Annotated in this window: 18 protein-coding genes and 1 tRNA gene; 8 read left to right on the top strand and 11 right to left on the bottom strand. The window is 58.6% G+C overall.

Going from position 1 to position 22076, the window contains the following annotated elements; translation table 11 throughout:
* Positions 1 to 140 precede the first annotated feature (140 nt).
* From ileS to HZB23_10435, 4 genes are read left to right on the top strand one after another with little or no spacing between them, the layout of a single operon-like run.
* Positions 141 to 2921, top strand: coding sequence for an isoleucine--tRNA ligase (ileS, locus tag HZB23_10450; GenBank protein MBI5845074.1), 2781 nt, complete (start codon positions 141 to 143; stop codon positions 2919 to 2921).
* Positions 2921 to 3415, top strand: a complete 495-nt coding sequence (gene lspA, locus HZB23_10445; protein ID MBI5845073.1) for a signal peptidase II — start codon at positions 2921 to 2923, stop codon at positions 3413 to 3415. Before ileS ends, lspA begins: the two co-directional genes overlap by 1 nt.
* Positions 3415 to 4188 (top strand): prolipoprotein diacylglyceryl transferase, encoded by a 774-nt coding sequence (lgt, locus tag HZB23_10440; GenBank protein ID MBI5845072.1) that lies wholly within the window; start codon positions 3415 to 3417, stop codon positions 4186 to 4188. Before lspA ends, lgt begins: the two co-directional genes overlap by 1 nt.
* Position 4189: 1 nt before the next feature.
* A complete protein-coding gene (locus tag HZB23_10435; protein ID MBI5845071.1) occupies positions 4190 to 5689 on the top strand; it encodes a hypothetical protein in 1500 nt (499 codons plus the stop codon).
* Here the strand turns inward: HZB23_10435 and HZB23_10430 are convergent.
* From HZB23_10430 to HZB23_10420, 3 genes are all read right to left on the bottom strand, one after another.
* Entirely contained in the window at positions 5673 to 7358 is a 1686-nt protein-coding gene (locus tag HZB23_10430) for a hypothetical protein (GenBank protein ID MBI5845070.1), read from the bottom strand. The two genes, HZB23_10435 and HZB23_10430, sit on opposite strands and share 17 nt — an antisense overlap.
* A gap of 139 nt (positions 7359 to 7497) precedes the next feature.
* A complete protein-coding gene (locus HZB23_10425; protein ID MBI5845069.1) occupies positions 7498 to 7992 on the bottom strand; it encodes a hypothetical protein in 495 nt (164 codons plus the stop codon).
* Between the two features lie 111 nt (positions 7993 to 8103).
* On the bottom strand, positions 8104 to 9090 hold the full coding sequence (locus HZB23_10420) for an aldo/keto reductase (GenBank protein ID MBI5845068.1): 987 nt from the start codon (positions 9088 to 9090) through the stop codon (positions 8104 to 8106).
* A 339-nt stretch (positions 9091 to 9429) separates the two neighbouring features.
* On the opposite strand from HZB23_10420, the gene HZB23_10415 reads away from it, so the two are divergent.
* A complete protein-coding gene (locus HZB23_10415; protein ID MBI5845067.1) occupies positions 9430 to 9786 on the top strand; it encodes a hypothetical protein in 357 nt (118 codons plus the stop codon).
* 251 nt (positions 9787 to 10037) lie between these two features.
* Here HZB23_10415 and HZB23_10410 read toward each other — a convergent pair whose 3' ends face one another.
* Both HZB23_10410 and HZB23_10405 read right to left on the bottom strand, forming a co-directional pair.
* On the bottom strand, positions 10038 to 10835 hold the full coding sequence (locus HZB23_10410) for a 4'-phosphopantetheinyl transferase superfamily protein (protein ID MBI5845066.1): 798 nt from the start codon (positions 10833 to 10835) through the stop codon (positions 10038 to 10040).
* Positions 10832 to 11536: a hypothetical protein gene (locus HZB23_10405; protein MBI5845065.1), complete on the bottom strand. Its 705-nt coding sequence runs from the start codon at positions 11534 to 11536 to the stop codon at positions 10832 to 10834. The genes HZB23_10410 and HZB23_10405 overlap by 4 nt, the downstream gene beginning before the upstream one ends.
* A gap of 462 nt (positions 11537 to 11998) precedes the next feature.
* On the opposite strand from HZB23_10405, the gene HZB23_10400 reads away from it, so the two are divergent.
* The 3 genes from HZB23_10400 to dctP (HZB23_10390) all read left to right on the top strand — a co-directional run bounded on the left by HZB23_10400 (position 11999) and on the right by dctP (HZB23_10390) (position 14864).
* The gene (locus HZB23_10400) at positions 11999 to 12466 is read left to right on the top strand and encodes a hypothetical protein (protein ID MBI5845064.1); all 468 of its coding nucleotides are present in this window, start codon (positions 11999 to 12001) and stop codon (positions 12464 to 12466) included.
* Positions 12467 to 12612: 146 nt separating this feature from the next.
* A complete protein-coding gene (gene dctP / locus HZB23_10395; protein MBI5845063.1) occupies positions 12613 to 13632 on the top strand; it encodes a TRAP transporter substrate-binding protein DctP in 1020 nt (339 codons plus the stop codon).
* A gap of 203 nt (positions 13633 to 13835) precedes the next feature.
* The gene (gene dctP / locus HZB23_10390; protein ID MBI5845062.1) at positions 13836 to 14864 is read left to right on the top strand and encodes a TRAP transporter substrate-binding protein DctP; all 1029 of its coding nucleotides are present in this window, start codon (positions 13836 to 13838) and stop codon (positions 14862 to 14864) included.
* 160 nt (positions 14865 to 15024) lie between these two features.
* Here dctP (HZB23_10390) and HZB23_10385 read toward each other — a convergent pair whose 3' ends face one another.
* From HZB23_10385 to HZB23_10360, 6 genes are all read right to left on the bottom strand, one after another.
* A complete protein-coding gene (locus HZB23_10385; protein ID MBI5845061.1) occupies positions 15025 to 15987 on the bottom strand; it encodes a D-alanine--D-alanine ligase in 963 nt (320 codons plus the stop codon).
* A gap of 262 nt (positions 15988 to 16249) precedes the next feature.
* Positions 16250 to 16777, bottom strand: coding sequence for a hypothetical protein (locus tag HZB23_10380; protein ID MBI5845060.1), 528 nt, complete (start codon positions 16775 to 16777; stop codon positions 16250 to 16252).
* Positions 16778 to 16841: 64 nt separating this feature from the next.
* Positions 16842 to 17210 (bottom strand): DUF1992 domain-containing protein, encoded by a 369-nt coding sequence (locus HZB23_10375; GenBank protein ID MBI5845059.1) that lies wholly within the window; start codon positions 17208 to 17210, stop codon positions 16842 to 16844.
* A gap of 230 nt (positions 17211 to 17440) precedes the next feature.
* Positions 17441 to 17517, bottom strand: a tRNA-Met gene (locus HZB23_10370).
* Positions 17518 to 17598: 81 nt separating this feature from the next.
* Positions 17599 to 21588 carry an ATP-dependent RNA helicase HrpA gene (hrpA, locus tag HZB23_10365; GenBank protein MBI5845058.1) on the bottom strand — a complete coding sequence of 1330 codons (3990 nt, stop codon included), beginning with the start codon at positions 21586 to 21588 and terminating at the stop codon, positions 17599 to 17601.
* A 10-nt stretch (positions 21589 to 21598) separates the two neighbouring features.
* Positions 21599 to 22051 carry a hypothetical protein gene (locus tag HZB23_10360; GenBank protein MBI5845057.1) on the bottom strand — a complete coding sequence of 151 codons (453 nt, stop codon included), beginning with the start codon at positions 22049 to 22051 and terminating at the stop codon, positions 21599 to 21601.
* Positions 22052 to 22076 lie beyond the last annotated feature (25 nt).

The following is a 22076-nucleotide window of genomic DNA, read 5'->3' as shown; positions in this document are numbered from 1 at the left end:
GGTGGCATAAAAAGAGAGTTTACGCGGACTTGAGGCATCTCAAGCGGCCCTGCGGAGCTTTCCGAACCATTATAATGGCGTTCACCCGATTATTACCGGCCCCTGTGCGGACCGGTCATCAAATACCCTGGAGGCGGCTGATGGATTTCAAAAAGACCTTGAACCTTCCCGATACGGCCTTTGCCATGAAGGCGGACCTGGCCAAAAAGGAACCCGGATTCCTGGAAGACTGGGAAAAGACGGACCTTTACGGCACTCTGCGCAGCAGTTCAAAGGGTCGGCCCCTGTTCGTGCTGCACGACGGCCCTCCCTACGCCAACGGCCACATCCACATCGGAACCGCCCTCAACAAGATTTTAAAGGACATGATCGTGCGCAGCCGCCAGATGGCGGGCTTCGACGCCGTTTACGTGCCGGGCTGGGACTGCCACGGGCTCCCAATCGAACACAACGTGGACAAGGAGCTAGGAGCCAAAAAGCGCGACATGTCCATCGTGGACATAAGGCGGCAGTGCCGCAAGTACGCGGAAGGCTTCATAGAAATCCAGAAGGCCGAGTTCAGGCGTCTGGGGGTCTGCGGCAACTGGGACGACCCGTACCTCACAATGGCCTACCCGTATCAGGCCGTAATCATAAGGGAATGCGGCAAGTTCGCGGAAAACGGCGGGCTTTTCCGGGGCAAGAAACCCATCCACTGGTGCAACTCCTGCCAGACCGCCCTTGCCGAGGCCGAAATAGAGTACGAGGACGAAAAAAGCCCCTCCATCTACGTGCGCTTTCCGCTTGTTGACGACGTTTCGGGCGACATCCCGGCCCTTGCGGGAAAAAAGGTTTCCGTGGCCATCTGGACCACCACCCCCTGGACCATCCCCGCCAACCTCGCCATCTCCTTTCACCCGGATTTCGTCTATTCGGCGGTTGAAACCGACGGCGAGGTGCTGATACTTGCCAAGGAACTGGTTGAAACCTGCATGAAGGACTGGGGCCGCGAGGGTTATACGGTTCTTGCTGATTTTTCGGCAAAGGTGCTGGAAAAAAAGCGCGCCCGGCACCCGCTCTACGACCGGGACTCCCTTCTGATCCTTGGCCGCCACGTCACCCTGGAAGCCGGAACCGGCTGCGTCCACACCGCCCCCGGCCACGGCCAGGAGGACTACGTGGTAGGCTCGGTTTACGGAATAGACACCTATTCCCCGGTTGACAGCAGGGGCAGGTTCACGGACGAGGTGGAGTTCTTCGCGGGCAAGGGCGTTTTCGAGGCCAACCCGGAGATCGTGGCGAAACTCGAAGAAGCCGGAATGCTCATCAAGGGCTCCTCCTTCGCCCATTCATATCCGCACTGCTGGCGCTGCAAAAAGCCCGTCATCTTCCGGGCCACGCCCCAGTGGTTCATCAGCATGGAGAAGACCGGCCTCCGGAAGACGGCGCTTTCCGAAATCGACCGGGTTCGCTGGATACCCCACTGGGGCCGCGAGCGCATCTACGGCATGATAGAAAACCGGCCCGACTGGTGCGTTTCCCGCCAGCGTTACTGGGGCGTGCCCATAGTGGCCCTTTATTGCGCGGACTGCGGCGAGCTTCTGGCAAGCCGCGAGCTTTCCGAGTTTGTGGCGGCCATCGTGGAAAAAGAAGGGGCGGATGTCTGGTTTGAAGGCGACGCCACGCGCTTCACACCCCCCGGAACCAAGTGCCAAAAGTGCGGGAGCGAATCCTTCAACAAGGAAAAGGACATCCTGGATGTCTGGTTCGACTCCGGCGTGAGCCACGCGGCTGTGCTGGAGCAGCGTCCCTATCTGAAATGGCCCGCCGACCTGTACCTTGAGGGAAGCGACCAGCACCGGGGATGGTTCCACTCAAGCCTTCTGACGGCGGTGGGCACCAGGGGCAAGGCCCCCTACGACGCGGTCCTCACCCACGGCTTCGTGGTGGACGAGAAGGGCCGCAAGATGAGCAAGTCCCTGGGGAACGTCATAGCGCCCAAGCAGGTGATCGACAAATACGGCGCTGAAATCCTTCGGCTCTGGGTCTCGGCCACCGACTACCGCGACGACATCAGGATATCCGACAACATCTTAAAACAGCTTGTGGACGCCTACCGGAGGATAAGGAACACCTGGCGCTTCCTTCTTGGGAACCTCTTTGATTTCGACCCCGAAAAAGACGCGGTGCCGGTGGAAAATATGCTCTCCATGGACCGCTACGCCCTTCACCTTCTTTCGGGCCAGATCAGAAAGGCCAGGGCCGCCTACGAGTCATACGAGTTCCACATGGTCTATCACGCCATGCACAACTTCTGCGGCGTTGACATGTCCGCGTTCTATCTCGACATCTTAAAGGACCGGCTCTACGTGTCGCCGCCCGATTCGCTGGAGCGCCGCAGCGCCCAGACGGCCCTTTACACGATTTTGTCCGCAACGGCCCGTCTTCTGGCCCCGGTGCTGGCCTTCACCACCGAAGAAGTCTGGAAGGCCATGCCCAAGGCCAAGGGCACTCCGGGCACCGTCCACGCGGCTCTTTTCCCCGAAATAGAGGAAGGCTTCGTGAACGAGGATCTGGCCAAAAAGTGGGAGTTCGTGCGCAAGGTCAGGGCTGAGGTAACCAAGGTTATAGAGGACGCCAGAAACGCCAAGGAGGTGGGCCACAGCCTGGACGCGGCGGTTGTGCTCTACGCCGAAGGCGACGTTTACAAGGGGCTTGCGGAATTTACGGATGAGCTTCGCGGGGTCTTCATCATCTCCAAGGTCGAACTGATCGAGGGCCAGGCCCCGGAAGGCGCTGTCTCCACGGGCATGGAGGGCCTTTCCCTCAAGGTTGCCGCAGCATCAGGCGAAAAATGCGCAAGGTGCTGGGTGCGCGAGCCGGTCCTTGACAGCGACGGCCTTTGCGAAAGGTGCCAAAAAGCGGTGATCGGGCGCATCTGATGACATCCGACACCAGGAAGAAATTCGCAAGGCTTTTGGCAGTCAGCATTCCCATGGCGGCCTTGGACCAGCTCACCAAGTGGTGGGTTCAGAAGGCCATACCCCTTTATGAGGAAATCCCGGTGATTCCGGGTTTTTTCAGCCTCACCCACGCCCACAATCCGGGCGGGGCCTTCGGGGTCTTCGCCAGCCACGGCCCCACGGTGCGGATAGCCCTCTTTATGGTGCTGACCCTGGTTGCTGCGGGCATGGTGCTTTACATGTATTACAAGACCCCCCTTGAAAGCCGGTTTTTTGCGGGGGCCCTCATCCTCATTTTTTCCGGGGCCGTGGGAAACCTCATCGACCGCTTCCGGTTCGGCTACGTGGACGACTTTTTGCTGTTCTATCATGGACGCTGGCAGTTTCCGTCGTTCAACGTGGCTGATTCCTGCGTCACCGTGGGGGTGACCATCCTGGTCATCCACGTCCTTTTCAAGAAGGAGCCCTTCTAGTGTACCCGGTGCTTTTGAAGATAGGCCCCCTTACCCTGCACACCTACGGATTTCTCCTGGCAGTGGGCTGCCTTGCGGGAATGGCCGTGGCGTTCAAGGAGGCAGCAAGAAAGGGCCTGGACCCGGAAAAGGTTCTGGACCTGTGCTTTTACTGCCTGATCGCCGGGATAATCTCGGCCAGGCTTTTTTTCGTGGCCTTCAACTGGGAATTTTTTTCGGGCGACCTTGTTGAAATTTTCCGGGTGTGGCGCGGCGGCCTGGTCTTTTACGGGGGATTCCTGGGCGCGGCCCTGGTTTACTTCTGGTTTGTGCGGCGTCACCGGATGCCCGTGTGGAAGACTGCGGACCTCTTCGCGCTGGGGGTTCCCCTTGGGCATTTTTTCGGGCGGCTGGGCTGCTTTTCCGCCGGGTGCTGTTACGGCAAGGTGTGCGACCTTCCCTGGGCCGTCACCTTTCCCAATAACGGCGGGCTCGCCCCTTACGGAAACCCCCTTCATCCCACCCAGCTTTATGAGGCGGCGGGACTGCTCATTCTTTTCGCTTTCCTTTATTTTTTCCTGCGCAAGAGGACAAGGTTCGACGGGATGCTTTTTTCCTCCTACCTTTTTCTGTACGCCACCATGCGGTTTTTCATAGAGTTCTTACGGGGCGACGAACGGGGCTCGTATTTTTTGGGCGTCCTTTCGCCCTCCCAGACCGTTGCGGCGGGCGCGGTCATTGCCGCCGTGGTTCTTTTTTTCATCTTAAGAAAACGCGCCAAGGCAAACCCGTGACATGGAAATAGCCAATTCACGGCTTCCGGATTTTCTGAAAGACCCCGAAAGGGCGAAAGTCCCTGTCTACCTTTTTTACGGCGACGACCTGCTCTGCCGCGAAGCCCTTCTGATGACCGCCGACCTGTTGGTTCCGGCGCATCAGAAATCCCTCAACCAGGATACCTTAGACGGCGTTTCCGATTCCACGGGCCGGGTAATCGAAAGCCTTTTCACCCTGCCGCTTTTTCCCGCTCCCAAGCTGGTGGTCTGGCGCGAGACCCGCATCCTTGCGTCCAAAAAGGAGACAGGGGCCTTTCTGGACAAGGCCAGGGAGGCCCACGCGGGCGGCGAGGCCAAAAAGGCAGCGTCATATCTACTTGAATACATGGCCATTTCCGGCATGTCGTTATCCGATATCTATTCGGATGACCCCCTGTCGGCCTTTCCCGCCGAAAAGCGCGGAGCCTGGATTTCGGAACTTCTGGATTATTGCCGCACCCAGGGGCTTCAGGTTTCGCCTTTCACCGATGATTCCGACCTTCTGGCCGACGCCCTGGAAAAGGGGCTCCCCGCCGGTCACCACCTGTGCGTGACGGCCCCTGTCGTTGACAAGCGCAAGAGGCTCTACAAGGTCATGGCCGAAAAGGGCCTTGCTGTGGACTGCACCATCCCCCAGGGCAGCCGCTCGGCGGACCAGAACGCCCAGAAGGAAATCCTGTGGGACAGGGCCTTGCGGGTTCTGGGGCCTCTTGAAAAGAGCCTGGACCGGGCCGCCTTTGACACGCTTTTGGAACGCGTGGGATTGGATGTCGCAGCCCTGACCTCGGCCCTTGAAAAGCTTGCCGCCCACGCCGGGGACCGCCGGAAAATAACCGTGAATGACGTGAGGGATCAGGTCTCCCAGACCCGCACCGACCCAATTTACGAGTTCACCAACGCTGTTTTCGCCCGTGATCCTGGCCGGGCCTTGAGGATTCTGGGAAAAATTCTGGAAGGGGATTTTTCGGCGATAGGAGCAGTGGGAGCCCTGGCGAACCAGACCAGGAAATTTCTTTCGGTTAAGGCTTTCATCAAAAGCCCCCACGGAAGGGCCTGGCGGAGGGGAATGGATTCAAAAGCCTTCGAGAGGGACGTATTGCCCCATATCCCCGCCTTTGACGAGCACGTGGCCGGGCTTTGCGCCTCCATGAGATTTTCAGGCGGGGAAGAGGAGCAGGCGGGCGTGGAGCGGGACGAAACCCCGGCTCCCAAGGGGCGGAAAAAGGCGGCGGGCCCTAAAAAATCAGCCGCTGAAACCGACCTTTTTGTGGCCAAAAAGGGAGCCCATCCCTATGTGGTGTTCAAGAGCTTTGAAACCGCGCAGAAATTTTCCGAGGAGGAACTGGCTGAGGCGCTTCTTCTTCTTCTGGACGCCGACCGAAGGCTCAAAAGCACCGGCCAGGACCCGCGCCTTGTGGTGGAGGCGGCGGCCCTGGCCATCTGCATGGGAGCAGCCGGATATCTCAGGTCTTCAGGGTAAGCGTGTTGAAGGGTATGTTCCAGCCCATTTCCGTTGCGGTCTCGACGAAACAGGTGTTGAGCACCCTTTGAAAGCCCCGGTAATAGGGAGCGCCGTCGCCCGAAAAGTCGCAGATCACCTCGAAATCCAGGCTGTAGGCTCCCGCGGTCTTGAACACCACGCCTATATTTACGATGAATTTCCCCCAGCCTTCGTCGTTTATCGCCTGTTCCACCCGGCTTTTCATGATTTGCGGAATTTTTCGGGTGACGATTTCCTGGTGGCGGTAATCGACGCCGAAAACCTCCACGAGCCTGAAGCCCTTTGAAAGGTTCAGCGGGGCCAGGCTCAGAAAATCCTGGGTGGGGTAGGTTTTAAAGGCCCCGCCCAAAAGCGCCATGACCACGCTTTCCGGGCTCTGCAGCGCCACTCGCCCGAAAACGCCGTCCGAAAGCATCAGCCAGTCGCCGGTGTTGCTGGGAAACCAGGGCTCCTCCGGGCTGAAGGGCCTGGACACCATGCCCCGCATGGCGGAAATGGGCAGCCTGATGTCCGCGCCCGAAAGGGTAGGATTTCTGAGGGCGGAATAAAGGTTGATGGATGAAACCAGCCATGGGATGCCGTTATATATCACCTTCTCGTTTTCCCGCACTGGCCCCAGGTTCAAAAGTATCTTGAACTGCTCGAAAAACTGGCTGAGCCCCTGCTTGGCCGTCCACGCGAGGCCCAAAATGAAGATGACGGCAAGGCTTAGAAGAACCCAGTCCTCTGAAACGTAGAGCACCACCAGCATGGCGCCCACCGAGCCGATCAGGGTCACGGCGTGGTAGGCCAGGTCGCCCATCCTGACGAACGGGCCCCTTTCGGGCTGCCTGTGCCACGGGCTGTGGCGGCTTATCCTGCGGTGCCCGGCCCGCATCAGCATGAAAAAAACGAAAAAGGCCAGCGCCGCCAGGACCAGGTTCCTGCCCCGGCTTTTGAAGAAGGATTTGATTATCGACCTGCCGGAATCGAAAATCGAGGTCTTTTCCGATTCCAGGCTTTCTATCTGGTGTTCGAGATAGGACACCCGGTTTTCTTCGGCCTCCTTGCGGGCTTGCCAGTCCCTGACGGCTTTTTCGAGGTGGGTCTTCAGGTCGGCGTCCGCGGTCTGTTCCGCCAGAAGCGAGAGATTGCTCACGGCCTCGGTCATGATGTCCCTGCGCTTGCTGTAAAAGGCCATCTCCTGCCGCAGCTTTGCAATGCTCCTGGGACGCGCCGTGAAGTCCTTCATTTCCATGAAAAGAGGAGTCAGAAAATCCTGGATTTCGCTTTTCCAGTCATAGGACGTGGCGTCCTTCATGTCCGTTGAAAGATCGGAAGGATTTACCCCGGCAGCTATCCTGGTGAAATCCGATTCTAACTGGGAAATCCTGCCGGAAACGGTTTTCAGCTCCTCGGAAACGGCGTCCCTCTCGTCCTGAACCTTTGTATTGTTTAGAAGCCTTGTGAGGGACTCCTCCTGGGCCTTCAAGTCTTTCATGTTGGAGACGATGTTTCCCAGGGTCCGCAGCTTGGCTCCGCCGCCCTGGCGCAGAACCGAGATGTTTTCGACCGGCTCTTCGGCTCCGGCGGGAGGGGCCGCGAAAGATAGGAAGGCTGAAACGAAAATCGCGAACACCGCGAATTTCAAGGCTCTTGAGCGCTTCATGGTCTTCCTCGAATGATTAGGGCGCGCATGTCGGTTTTGCGAGGGCATGGGTCGGCCTCCTTGGGGATGCCGCCATGTGCTCCCTGCAATTAATACATTTTTGTCCGGAAAATTAAACGAAATTCGGAAAAAGGCCGGTTCAGCGGGCCCTGAACGTTGAAGGATCGCCTGCGGGCAGCGGGGGCTCCGCAACCGTCGGCGCGGGGGGGGCCGGAGACTCAATGACCTGCGCGGGGGGCGCGGGTTCTGCAACGACGGGCGCGGGGGCTGGCTCGGGCGTCTTTTCCGGTTCGATCCGGGCCGGTTCCTCCTTTTTGGGCCTGGCCGGGACAAAGACCGCCTGAGGCGGCGGGGTCTGGTCCGAAAGGTCAGAAAAATCGGTTATCTCGATGATGCAGGTCCAGTCGCAGTCGTTCAAGAGAATCCCGCTGATGGTGACCCGGCGGCCCGCAAGGTCCATGAGCGCCTCGGACTTGGGGGACGGCACCATTTCGTAGAGCCGGTCGTCGTCGCCCGCCAGCACGTGGCCCAGAACCCTGCCGGTGATCTTCACCGGCTCCCCGGCCAGCAATGTCCCTGCGGCCAGAAAAAGCCCCGTAAGCACGATGATTGCGAAGAAGGCCCTGCCTTTCATGGGGATTTCCTTTTGGATGGACAAATTGACTGGATTTGGAAAACGATGCACCGATTTTCGGGCTAGTAAAGGATTTGACCGGCCTTTGCAAGGAAAAACCGGGCGGCCCGGTCACGGGTTTGACCGGCCCTTTCGTTCGGGCGGATACCACATGAGGGTTTCCTCCATGAAAATCGACGCCACAGGAAGGGCGGCTTCGGAAAGGGCAGCCCGGTCCTTTTCGGAAAGCGCGATTTTTGAGGCTTCCGCGTTCATGCGCGCCTGCTCCCCGTTCCTGGCCCCGGCGATTGCGGCGACCCCTTTTTCGGAAAGCACCCAGGCGAGGGCGGCGGCGGCGGGACTTGTTTCAAGCGGCCTGCAGACAGCCCGGATGCGCTCCACGCAGTCGATGACGCGGGGAAAGACGTCCGGCGAAAAGAGCCTGTTGCGCGTACGGTGGTCTCCGGGTTCAAATTCGTGGCCGACCTTGAATTTTCCCGTCAGAAAGCCCTGGGCAAGGGGCGAATAGGCCAGAAAGGCAACGCCCCGCCCGGCGGCCCAGGGGATGAGGCTTTTTTCCGCCTGCCTGAAAAAGAGGGAATAGGGCGACTGCACTGCGTCTATCCCGCCGTGTCGAGCGTATTTTTCGCCGGCTTCAACGCTTGCGTTGCAAAGGCCCGCAGCCCGGATTTTTCCCTCTTTTTTCAGGCGGCAAAAGGCCGCCATGGTTTCTTCGGGAGGCACGGGCTTCATGCCGAAGGAGCCGGAGGGCCAGTGGATTTGGTAAAGGTCTATGTAATCCGTTCCGAGGTTTTTCAGGGACCGCTCGCAGGCGGCTATCACGGCGTCTTCGTGGAGATGGTTGGCGAAGACCTTGCCCAGTATGGCGGCCCGGCTTCTGACGCCCCTAAGCGCCCGACCCAGAACCCGCTCGGAGTGCCCGTCGCCATAGGATTCCGCAGTGTCGAAGGCCGTGATTCCGGCGTCCAGCGAGGCTTTTACCGCCCTTTCGGACATGGAGTCGGTGATTCCGGCCCAGTCCTTGAGGCCCGCCTGCCAGCCTCCCATTATGACGGCGGAGACGGCCACTCCCGATTTTCCTATATCGATCGAACGCATGGCTTAAACCCCGGTCAAGAGGACTTGCAATCGCATCAAAGCCTTGTTATGAATCGGGCGCAGAGTCTCGCAAGCGAAGAAATTCAATCGCTCCTAACGGGTCGTTAAAAAGGCTGTGCGCGAAGCCGGGATACCATTCTGAATATTGGCGATGAAGTGCAAGGAGTGCGAAAAGCCAATGAGTCAAGCGTACCCGCCCAAGAAATCGCAGAGTTCTTGGGCTAAATCAAGATGTTCGTACGTGACGGAATTGGCTTTGATGCACGGGCACTGTCAATTCGCGTTTTTAGACAGGCTGTTAGCGGGTCGAACATACCATGAAAGGAAGTGGAAAACCCCATGAAAAAGACCATCATCCTGCTTCTTGCCGTCCTTCTGTGCCTCGTGGCGGCCGGTTGCGGTTCAGCCGAAGACAAGGACGCGAAACAGGCGCTCATGGCCCAGTACCAGGAGGGGCTTGACGCCTTAAAGGCCCAGAAACAGGCCATAGACAAGACAGCCGCCGCGCTCCAGGGCCAGTCCAACGCCATAGGCGCGCAGATTCAGAAACTGGAGGGGGTTTACGCCGGTCTCCAGGAGGAGAAAAAACCCGGTTTCTTCGAGACCTACTGGTTCATTTTCCTTATCCTGATCCCTGTCTTCGGCTGGCTTGGCTACAACATCTGGGAAAAGCGGAAAAACGGGCTCGCCGACTGAGGCTTTACGGCCTTTTTGCGGCGCATGCAAGAAAAGGGCGGTCTTCCGAAATCCGGAAGGCCGCCCTTTTTTTTATACATGGCTCTGGACTATTTACAGCAAGGCGTGGCTTTCCTGGGAGCGCGGGCGTCCCGCCCGCTTTTGCTGTTTAATGCGGGCAAGATGCCCGCGCTCCCAGGAAAAAAATTCTTCCTCGATTGCCCCTGCAATCTGGAAATTGTTCAAAGCTTCTCTTATCGGAAATGAAACCGCTATGGCTCCGGGTGAAAGCCGGGCGTCCTGGCGATCAAAACCGGCGGGGATTTTTCCGCCCGTCCCTCGGAGCCTGCCCGGAAAACCTCCAGGGAAAATTCCCCGAAGGCCGCCACCGCAGCCACGTAGCCCTCGCATGGCTCGAAAAGTGCGAAATTGAGGTTTTTCGCCTCTTTCGGAAAACCCCCGGCCAATGAAAAGCCCATCAGGCCGCCCGAAAGAAAGGAAAAGCGGATTCCGGCAAGCCCCAGAAAAATGTCGCCCCCCAGGGCCTTCATGGCGGCCTCCTTGAGGGTCCACAGGGCGAGGAACCTTTCGAGGCGCTCGCCGCCTGAAAGGGCGGAAAGCTCCAGGGCCTCGTCCGGGGAAAAGAAGCGCCGGGCTATCATGGCGATGTCGGCCCGTTCCGCAATTTTTTCCACGTCAACCCCAACCCCGGTTTCGGTGGAAGCCGCAAGCATCACCAAATCAGCGCTGTGGGAGAGGTTGAAGCGCACCGGGCAGGGATTGCCGTCGTCCGCAAGGAGCATGGGCTTGCCGTGCGAGCCCTGGCCGAAAACAAGCTCTTCGGGGGCCTTGCCGCAGAGCCCGGAAAGAACCCTTCTTACGAGAAGGCGGCTTGCAAGGCAGGCAGTCCTGTCCTTTTCCCGCCTGTAGCGGGCGCATTTGGCCTTCTCCTCTATGGTCAGAACGCCGGTATCCGAATTTGCGCAGTAATTCCCGGTGGGCGTCCACCACAGGGAAAGGCGGGCTGGTTGCCCCTGGCCGCCGCCGTCAGCGAGGCTCCCTCCCGTCATCTGGCCACCCTCACCGCAAAGGTGCGCACGTTCGGGTCGAGCGAGGACAAGGGCATGGCTCTTCCGCACCTGAAATCAAAGGCGGGGGTTTTTCGCGGGTCGCCCGCCGGGTTGCTCCAGACAAAGCACAGCCTGCCCGGATTGAAGAGGGGATCGAGCTGGCAGGCGCTTTCCTGGTTGACGGAAACAAGGCGCTTCAATTCGCTTATGTCGGGAAGATGCCAGCCGCCGCCCGCAGCCTTCTGCTTCCGCGCCCATCCTGCGGCCTTGTAAGCATCCAGGCCGGGGCCGGAAAGGGGCAGCCATTCCAGGCCCGTGGCCGAGTCCTTTATCACTCCGTCCGGCGTCATGGTGAACCTTAGGACAAGGGGCTTCGGGAGGGGAATTATCGAGCCCGCCTGCCCCGTGCCCACGGGAAAAGCCGCGCCCGAAACCCAGTCTTTTGAGGCGACCCGCAAAACGTAGCGGCTCTGGGGCAAGAGTTTTTCAAAGCTGAAAGTGGCGTCCCCGCCCACCTTTGCGGAAAGGAACTTTTTGCTCCCCTCCTCTCCGGCCTTAACGGCAAGCACCGTTACGCCGCTTACCGGCCTGCCCGATGCGTCCTCCAACACCCCCCTTATGCCTGCCCTGGGGCCGCAGCCCGTGAGGCACAAGACAAGGGCGGCGATGAAAGGGGCGGTTCTTGAAAAAACCGTCGGCATTTTTCCTCCCACTCCTGTTTGAACGTTCTTTCCGGCCTGCCGGAAATGACGTTATCAGCCCGCGTGAAAAAGTCAATTCCCCTGGCCTGGTTATAACTATCCGAAAACATGTAATTTAGGCAGGGCCGAGCGCATATTTTTTCCGGGTCGTTCTTTCGTATGGGTATGAATTCATAGCCCCATGGATCGGAAGTTTGAGAAATCTTTAAGCATTTTGGCTCATAATCCGGTTGACTTCGGGGTCGGTTCATGATTATTTTTCAAAGGCAGGCCGATTATCCTGCAACACTTCCTTTGATGCAACAATCCAGTTACATGCACAGGTTTTACGATTAGCTTTTGCGAAGGCTTTTTTCAGGGCTCCATCAGCGTCCGTGCGGTTTTTTTCCGGTCGCAAAAAAAGCATCAGCCTTCCCTGGCGGTTTTTCCCGCCTTCAATCAAATACTTAGAGGAGAGACGCCATGGCGCTTGAAATGTCGATAGAATTTACGAAAAAACTTGATCTTGCCATAGACTACGACACCGCCTTCGCCTTTTTCACCGACGTGCCGGCCACGGCGGCCATTTTCCCCAAGGTTGACAGGCTCGTGGACCTGGGAGGCGGAAAATACCAGTGGGAAATGCAGAAGGTGGGCGTGGCCAAGTATACCATCCAGGTGGTTTACGCCTGCTCATACGCCAACGACAAGGAAAAGGGCATAATAACCTGGACCCCGGTGGAGGGCGCGGGCAACGCCAGAAACCAGGGACAGGCCCGCATCGTAAAGACCGCAGGCGGCGTCATCGTTGATTTTTCCACTAAGCTCGACCTTTCCTTTTCCTTCATTCCAAGCCTTGCAAAGGCCCTGGTAAAGCCGCTCATCGTCCGGGAATTCAACGGTACTGCGGACAAGTTCGAAGAAAACGTACACGCGAAGTTCGCCTGCTGAAAAGCGGGAAGGTGTTTTTACCCCATCCCGGCGGAATATGCATTCGGGGTGGGTTGGTATCTGAAAAGGGGATCGGCGTCGGGCCGATGGATGTAAATCATCATAAGTAAGAAGGCTTCGGAAGAAGCCGGTAGGGGGATTGTGCCATGCTTGCCAGCAGAAAACCGGTTGTCGTACTTATTTCAATCCTGATGCTCCTTGTTTTTGCAGCCCCGTGTTTCGCCGAGCCGCAACACCTGTGGAAGGTGGGGACCCTTGCGCCCAAGGGCGTTGGATGGGCCAAGCAGGTGGAACACATACTTTTGCCCTACATAGCCCAGAAGACCAACAAGCAGCTTGGAATAAAGGTGTTCTGGGGCGGGGTCATGGGCGATGACTCCGATTACATCAAAAAAATGCGCATCGGCCAGCTCCAGGCGGGCGGCCTTACGGCCATGGGCGCCATTCTCATCAGCAAGGAATGGGCCGTGGTGGAAATCCCCTTCCTTTTCAACAGCTATGCCGAAGTGGATTACGTCCGCCCGAAAATGTTCAAAACCTTTGAAGCAATGATGGCCAAGGAAGGCTTCAAGCTTCTGGTGTGGATCGACCAGGATTTCGACAAGCTCTACTCCATCAAAAAGCCCCTGGCCTCGCTGGCCGAGTTCAGGGGAGGCCGAATCGTCACCTGGTACGGCCCCCTGGAAAAGGAAGTCCTCACCCGGCTTGGCGCAAGCCCCATTCCCATCGCCGTGCCCGAAATATCGGCCTCGCTCCGCAGCGGCATAGCAGACGCAACCATAGCCCCGGCAATCTGGATGGTGGGAAGCCAGATGCACAGCGTCGCCAAGTACGTCAATCCCATGAACATCCGCTATGCCCCGGCCCTTATCGTGGTGACCAACAAGGCCTGGGCCGAGATTCCCGAATTCATGCGCAAGGGCCTTGAATCCGAGCGGGAAAAGCTCACCCGCGACTTTGTGACGGATACGAGGAAGGACAACGACAGAAGCCTTGACGCCATGCTGAAATACGGCATGAGAAAGGCCACGCCCTCGCCCAAGGAACTTGAGGAAATCAGAAAGGTCCTGGCTCCGGTGGGCCAGGAAATGGTAGGCAAGCTCTACCCGAAAAGCCTCTTGGACGAGCTTCTGGCCCATATAGCGGCTGCCCGTAAAAAGGGATAGCCTTTTCACGGTGCGTTTTTTTCGCCAAAGCGTATGTGTTGCGCCTCAAACCAGCGTGGCCGGGCGGGGACTGACCCGCCCGGCCCGTTTCCCGTTTAGCGAAAACCCGCCCTGTACTCGCGGGCTTTTCAGGATGCCACCCGTTTTCCCGCAGTTTTTTCGTTTGAAACAAACGTTCCGAAAAATTCATCAAGGGGGGGATCATGACTTTTTTTCGCAAGGCGTTTCTGGCCGTTGCCGCTGCCGCCGTTTTTGCCGCAGTCTCGCCGCTTGCGGCTGAGGCCGCAGTCAAGTGGACATGGAAGACCGGAACCCTGGCTCCCAAGGACATCGGCTACGCCAAGCAGGTCCAGTCGGTGCTCATGCCGGCGGTGGAAAAGGTGACCAACGGCGAAGTGGTGCTCAAGGTCTACTGGGGCGGGGTCATGGGCGACGACGAGCAGCACCTGAAAAAAATGAAGGTGGACCAGCTCCAGGCCGCCGGGCTTTCGGGCCAGGGCACATTCATGATGTCCAAATCCCTTGCGATTCTGGGCCTGCCCTTCCTCTTCAACGACTACGACGAGGTGGACGCCATAAAGCACCAGATGATGGCCCGCTTCGACGGCATAGTGGCCAAGGAGGGCTTGCGGCTTTTGGTCTGGCTGGACCAGGATTTCGACCAGATATATTCGTCGAAACTGCCCGTGACCAAGGTGTCGGATTTCCCGAAGACCCGCTTCATAACCTGGTTCGGGCCCCTGGAAGGCAAATTTTTCGAGCGCATGGGCACAAGCCCGGTGCCAATGGGCATAACCGAGATACCGTCATCGCTTCGGGCAGGGGTGGCCGAGAGCCTGATAGCGCCTTCCATATGGGTTGTGGGAACCCAGCTTTACTCCACCTTCCGGTTCGTGAACACCACAAGGCTTCGCTACGTTCCCGCCTTTTGCGTATGCACGTCAAGGGCCTGGGACGCCCTTCCCCAGCAGTATCAGAAAGGCGTTTTCGACGGGCGCGAAAAATGGGCGAAGGATTTTTGCGTAAAGACCAGGGTGGACGCAGAAAAGAGCCTGAACGCCATGGTGGCCTACGGGGTGAGAAAGGTGCGCTCCAGCCCCGAGGAAATAAAGGCCATAAAGGAAAAGTCCATGCCGCTTTGGGACGAACTGGCCGGGAAGCTCTATCCGAAAGACCTTCTGGATGAGTTGAAGGGCCATCTGGCCCAGTACCGGGCGGGAAAAAAGAAGTGAAATCCGGCCCCGCATTTCACGGCTATAGCCAGGGATGCAAGAGGCGGAGTTGATTCAATCCTTTTCTTCACCTTCATAAAAATGCGAAGCGCCGGGGGATGATGTCCTCCCGGCGCTTCGCATTTTTTCGTGATAAAATTTTACCGAATGAATTCGGGTCTCACCTGTTTACTGCCTGCCTCTGGCCGTTTTCGGCGTCTTCCAGGGAAAGGGCGATGAGGCGGTCAAGGAGGGCGGAAAAACTCAGGCCCGCCGCCTTTGCTGCCTTGGGAAGAAGGCTCTGGGGGGTCATTCCGGGAATGGTGTTGGTTTCCAGCACGAAGATTCCCCGTTCGTTAATTATCATGTCGGTCCTGCTGTAGCCCTTGCAGTAAAGCGCCCTGTGGGCCATGACTCCCAGCTCGCAGGCCCTTTGGGCGATTTCGTCCGAAAGCCTCGCCGGGCAGATTTCCTGGGTGCGCTTGTCCTCGTATTTCGCTTTGTAGTCGAAGAAGCGGCAGTCATCGGCGGGCACGATCTCCACCAGGGGAAGGGTTTCCAGGCTTTGGTTGCCCACCACCGGGCAGGTTATCTCAACTCCCTTAATGTATTCCTCCAGAAGAATCCTGCTGTCGCTTTCAAAGGCGGCGTCCGCAGCCCTCTTGAGATCGTCCTGGTTGTCGACAAGGGCGGTTCCCACGCTGGAGCCCCCGGCCACCGGCTTCACCACCAGGGGAAAGCCCAGGCGGCTTCCGGCTTCGGAGAGCTTGTCGGCATCTTCGGGGCCGAGGCAGGCAAAGGCCGGGGTGGGGATGCCGTGGGCCTGGTAGAGGAGCTTGGCCGCCTCCTTGTCCATGGCCACCGAGCTTCCCAGGACCCCTGAGCCCTGGTAGGGGATGCCCAGGATGTCTAAAAGCCCCTGGATGCGCCCGTCCTCACCGTATGGGCCGTGCAGGATTATCAGGGCCGCGTCGATTTTGTCCGCGTCCGTCACAAGGCGCGGGATGTCGAACTTGGGGTCGTAGCGGGTGACGTCGTATTTTTGGTGGTCGAGGGCCTCAAGCACGGCGTCGCCGCTTTTAAGGGACACCTCGCGCTCGGTTGAAATGCCGCCCGAAAGAAGGGCGATGCGCAGTTTTTTCATGAATTCCGCCCGATATTTAAGCAGGATGGAAAAGCAACCGGCTTTGGCCGTTTTGAAACAGCCCCTTTAAGAAGTCTCGACACGAAGCCTGAATACCAGTCTGAATATTGGCGATGAAGTGCAAGGCGCGGGAAAAGCCAATGAGTCAAGCGTACCCGCCCAAGAAAGCGCAGAGTTCTTGGGCTAAATCAAGATGTTCGTACGTGACGGAATTGGCTTTGAAGCACGACACAGCAATTCGCGTTTTTAGACAGTCTGGTAACTATCTTTGAGACGGGTTCTGCTCGGATGACAGGAGGTCGCCCTTGGCCTTGTTGTACTCGTCCTCGGTTATGAGCTTGCGCTCGAAAAGGACGGCCAGGGCCGTGAGTTCGCGTATCTGGAGCGCGGGCCTGGTCTCGTTCTGGCGCACTCCGGGGTTGGCGTCCTCTATGAGAAGGGGGGCTGCGGGCTGGCCGAGCTTCAACTGCATGGCCCCTCCCATGAAGCTGATCTCTATGGAGCGGCCCTCGAACATGGGGTCACGCAGAATATCGCCAAGGTTCTTGTGCTCCCTTTTCATCTTGGCGTAAATCCGCCAGATGACAAGGGCTATGATGGATCCGACCGTGAGGAATATCCAGGGCATGTAGCGCACCACGCCCTGGAAGAACACCATCACGAAGAAGATGGCGCACACAAGGACCACGTGGCCCAAGAGGATGAGCTGGGCCGCGAAAAGGCCCTTCATCATGGTGTCCTTGTTCTTTTCTTCCCTGGCGTCCTGGTCCCTGTTCTTGCTGGAAAACATGATGTCTTCCCTTGAAACCCCACTGAAAAAAGCAGCCAACGCAATGGCGGGCGAAAGCCGCCGGTCATTTTTTCCCGAAGCGGGCCACGAGCTTTTCCTCGTAGTGTTCGGGCATTTCAAAAGCCATGTTGGACTGTCGGCACATGTTGAGCCTGGAAATAAGGAGGTTCAGCTTTTTCATGGCCTTGTACTTTTCCTCGGTTTCCCCCATGCCGCTCAAAAGTTCCCGTGTCGATTGGATTTGCTTGCGAAGTTCCAGTTCCGGGGGAAGAAAGTCGGCGTTCTTGAGGATTTTGTAGGCCATCCTCAAGTCTTCGGGCACGTTGGCGTCATCGAAGACCAGAGGCTTCCCGGCTCCCGAAAGCCCGTCGAAAGCGCCCTTCGACTGTGCGTCCCTAATTCGCTGTTCCACCAATGAAAGATACTCGAACACGGGAATGCGTCCTCCCCGTTCAAAGACCCGTAGAGCCAATACATGAAGCCCGGCCAGGAAGGCTGGATAAAAACGATGAAGTGCAAGGCGTGCGAGCGAGTGGCGAGGAAGCGTACGCTGTTGTACGTGACTGAGCCACGAGGCGAAGCACAACGAAGCAATTCGCGTTTTTATACAGCCTTCTATAAAAAAACCCTCCGGCCATAAGCCGGAGGGCCGGTGAGCATTTATGGTGGCGATGCAGGGATTTGAACCCCGGACACTGCGGATATGAGCCGCATGCTCTGACCGACTGAGCTACATCGCCCTGTGGCACAACGAGCCTTCTTACATGACTTGAATTTGGCAGTCAAGCAAAAGGTGAAGGCGATTTTTCGGTCCATTGCGCTCATTCCAGGGTGGTCAGCGCCTCCCAGGCGGCGGCCAGGCGCTTTGGGGACACCGGAAAGAGGGTCTTTATCTCCGGGGCGAAAAGGGAGATTTCAAACTCCTTCACCATCCAGAAAAATTCCTCCAGGGCCTTCATTTTTTCGGCGGATTCATGGCCGGAAAGCTTTGATTCGACCTCTTCGAGGTTTTTTATGAAAGGCGTCACCTGAATGGTCTTGGCCTCGTCCTTCAAAAGGTCCAGAAGGCCGCGTTCGGTGCGTATGGCAAGGGCCTTTACGTGTCTGGGTATCTGATCGAGCCGTTCCGGGGCGTGGCGTGTGGCGAAATCGGCAGGGACCAGTTTTTGGGCCGATTTTTCCATCTGGTCAAGAAAACTGGCAGCGCCCCTGTTTTTGGCGTTTTTTTTGCGAAGGGCGGAAAGCTGGGACGAAAACCCGGACAGGGCCGTGAGGACCGCGCCGACGGTTTCCATCTTCCTTTTGGCCGCCGGGAAAATCTCCCGTTCGGCCTTTTTGAGGTGCGCGAAAAATTCCTCCCTGGTGCGCACGGGCCGGTTGAAGAGGTCGGCCAGAAGGCTCTGGTAAAGGGCCTGGGAAAGGTTTGCCGCCCCGCCGAAAAAGACGGTGGCAGGCTTTAAGGCGGGCGGGATGGCGAGGCTTTTCCGGGCAAGGTCCAGCTCCTTTTTGAGGGCTATGGAATATAGCGCGGAAAGGCCATCGGCGTGGCGGCTCCGGGCCTCCCTCATGTCGGCAAAAAGCCTCAAGGCCACGCCTGTCGGCTCTGCCGCAAGGGCGGGAAAGGCGAAGAAGCGCTCGGAACCGCTGGCCGAAAGCTCAGTCATTTCGGGAAGATCGCCGAAATCCCAGGTTGTAATGTTTTCCTTTTCCCACTTTTTCCGGGCCTCGGCCAGAAGGAGCGCCCCGGTCTTTTCCGTGCGGCTGGAAAGCTCCGCCGAAAGCGCGTTCACGTCCCGGCCCGCCTTTATGAGACGCCCGGCTGAATCCGTGGCGGCCACGCGGGTTTTCAGATGATCGGCGATTTCCGCGTCCTTGAAGGCGGCGAGCGGAATATCCACGCCGTAACGGGCCTTGGCGGCCCGGCACAGGGCGGAGGTGAGGGAGCCCTTTCTGTCTTCCGCCGTGAGATCGGTTGAGAGCTTCGCGGCGGTGTCCCTGGCCGGAACCAGGCGCTTGCGGTACTGCTTGGGAAGGGCCTTGATGAGGGCGGTGATCTTTTCGGTGAGAAGGCCCGGAACCAGCCATTCCAGGCTTTTGGGGTCCACCGCGTCCACCAGCTGGGCCGGAACCTTCACCGTTACGCCGTCTTCGGGCTTTCCGGGCTCGAAGCGGTATCGCACCGGAAATTCTGCCCCGGAAAGGCTCATTTTACCCGGAAAAAGCGCGAGTTCGCGTGAGTCCGGGGCCTTGGCCGTAACGTCCTCCAATGACAGGCGCAGGAAGGCGTCGCCGCCCCTTTCCCTTATCCGGCGCTTCAGGGTGGCCGTGTCGCACACCAGGGGAAGGCGATCGGCATAGAAGCGGAACACCGCCTCGTCGCCCGCGTAGATGTCCCGGCGGCGCAGGCGCTCCTCCATGTCCAGGACTTTTTTCACCACCTTTTTGTTGTGGTCCAGAAAGTGTGGAAGCTCCCTCATCTCCCCTTCAACAAGCGCGCTTCTGATGAAAATTTCGCTGGCCTCGGCGGGATTTATTCTGGCGTAGGGCTTCATGCGCTTTGGGACCACGGGAAGCCCGTAAAGGGAGGCCTCCTCGTCGGCCACCACCTGGCCACGGGACGCTTCGAAACGGGGCGCGGAGTAGCGGTACTTGATGAGATGCGAGGCCAGAGGCTCTATCCAGCCCGGTTCTATGTTGGCTGTGGTTCTTGCGTAGAGGCGCGAGGTTTCCACCATCTCGGCGGCCATTATCCACTTTCCGCCCCGGTTGAAGAGGGCCGAGCCCGGAAAGAGCATGACCTCCTTTCCCCTGGCCGCAAGGTAGCGGTTTTTTTCGCGCAACAGGGCGATGTGGGAAAGATACCCGGAAAGCACCGAGCGGTGAAGGGCCGCGAAGGCCGGTCCGGCCAGGGGCTCCACCGAGCCCTTTTCCGGGCGCTCGGAAGGGCTTAGGCCCTCCTCGTGGAGGATTCCCCATATCTGCTCCCAGACCTCCCGCCATTCCTTTACGTGGCGGAAGGAGAGGAAGTTGTCCTTGCAGTATTTCCGGGTCCTGCTGTTGGATCGGCCCTGGCCCTCCTGGGCGGAGATGCGGTTCCAGAGGTTTATGATGGTGGAAAAATCGGATGTGGGGTCGGCGAAGGAGGCGTGGAGGGCGGCGGCCTCGGCCTCGCGGTCCAGGGGCCTTCGCCTGGGGTCGGGGACCGAAAGGGCCGCCGCGATCACCGTTGCCTGAAAAAGACAGCCCTCGCGCCTTGCCTCGACGAGTATCCGGCTTATGCGGGGATCGAGTGGGAGCCTCGCCATGACCCGGCCCGTTTCCGTCAGAACCGGTCCTGAGTAAGTGACCCCGTCCCCGCCCTTTTCCGGGTTCACCCCTATGGCGCACAGCTCGGTCAGAACCGCGAAACCGTCCTTCACGGCCTTTTCGGGGGGCGGGTCAACGAAGGGGAAGGAAAGCGGGTCGCCAAGCCGGGCGCTCACCATGCGAAGGATCACGTCGGCAAGGTTGGCCCGCTGGATTTCCGGCGGGGTGAACCTGGGGCGGGCCTCGTAGTCCTCCTGGGAAAAAAGCCTTATGCACACGCCGTTTCTCACTCGCCCGCACCGGCCCTTTCGCTGGTCGGCGGAAGCCCGGCTTATTCGGCGCACCGGAAGGCTTAGGGTTCGGGTCTTGGGCGAGTACCAGGGAATCCGGGCAAGGCCGGTGTCCACCACGTATTTTATGTTGGGAATGGTGACCGAGGTTTCCGCCACGTTGGTGGCCACCACGATCTTGGGGCCGGTGTTGGGGGCAAAGGCCCTTGCCTGCTCGCCTGCGGAAAGGCGCGCGAAAAGCGGGATCACGGCGCAGCCGGGAAAGCTTCGCGCCGAAAGAAGCTCGCAGGTTTCCAGGACGTCGCTTTCGGTGGGCATGAAAACCAGAACGTCTCCGTCCAGGCGCTTTTTGGCGAAAAGCTCGTCAATGGCCGCCGCCGCGCCCGCCGTGTAATCGCCTTCCCCGGCGTCCTCGGTTTCTTCCAGCGGCTTCCAGACTACCTCCACGGGAAAGGCCCTGCCGGAGACCTCTATTATTGGCGCGTTTCCGAAGGCCGCTGAAAATTTTTCCGTGTCCAGCGTTGCCGAGGTGATGATGACCCTCAGATCGGGCCGCTTTTCAAGGAGCCTTTTTAAAATTCCCAGCACGAAATCGATGTTCAGGCTCCGCTCGTGGGCCTCGTCCACTATTATGGTGTCGTAGGCGGAAAGCGCCGGGTCGGCCTGGACCTCGGCCAGAAGGATGCCGTCGGTCATCACCCTTATATAAGGAAGGGCGGCCTCCTTTTTTGCGAAGCGCACCCGGTAGCCCACGCTTTTTCCGGGCTCCTCGTCCATCTCGAAGGCTATGCGCTGGGCCACCGTGACCGCCGCGATGCGCCTGGGCTGGGTGCAGCCGATGATCCCGGCCCGTCCGCGACCCGCCTCCAGGCACATCTTGGGAAGCTGGGTGGTCTTGCCGGAACCGGTCTCGCCGGTGATGACCACAACGGGGTGTTCCCTTATGGCCGCGACAATTACGTCTTTTTTGGATGAGATGGGAAGGTTTTCGGGATAGCCCGGGCTTGGGGCCGTGGCGTCCCTCTTGCGGCGGAGCCTCGCGGACGCCTGGATTCTGGCTTCCATGCGGTCCAGGCGGCGGGCGGTCTCTTCGGGGTCGAGGCCCAAAGTGGAAAGGCGCGACAGGTCCTTTTCCAGGGCCAGGGCGTCCCGGATCATCACCGTTAAAAGGCGTCCGCGCAGATGGGCGATGCGTTTTGAATAAGGCGTCTGCAAGGCGATGCGGTCAGTCCGCCGGAGAGGGGACGGGTTCGGTGTAGAAGACAAAGCCGATACCGGCTATGGCCCGAATGAATTCCCGGTCGAAAAGGCCCGGATATTTCACCAGGGAGCCTGGGACCTGAGCCTTGTCCGGAAGCTCGAAATAGTAGGAAATGGGGAAATCCTTGTAAATCCTGAATCGCTCCATGTCGGTGGCGTCCGCGCGGGCATCGTAAAACCAGTAGTCGCCCTTTTTCTCCATTGGCCTAGGCTTGTACTCGGAGACCAGGCTCCTTAGGGACACCGGGCCGAAACCGGCATTCTGGATAAGGGTGTCGTGGACGAAGAAGACGCCCTCCTTTGTGTAGCCGTAGTGAGGCACGTTTTGGGGAACGATGATTTTGAGTTCCTCTTTTTTGCAGGCCCCGGCGAAAAAGGCCAGAACAAGCGCCAAAAGAAGCGGCAGGGATTTTTTCATGTAACGACTCCTAACGGGGTCTGTT

Source organism: Deltaproteobacteria bacterium, assembly GCA_016235345.1.
GTDB lineage: Bacteria > Desulfobacterota > Desulfobacteria > Desulfobacterales > Desulfatibacillaceae > JACRLG01.
Note: the sequence above shows the minus strand (reverse complement) of the source record. Positions and strands in the feature narration are given on the sequence as shown.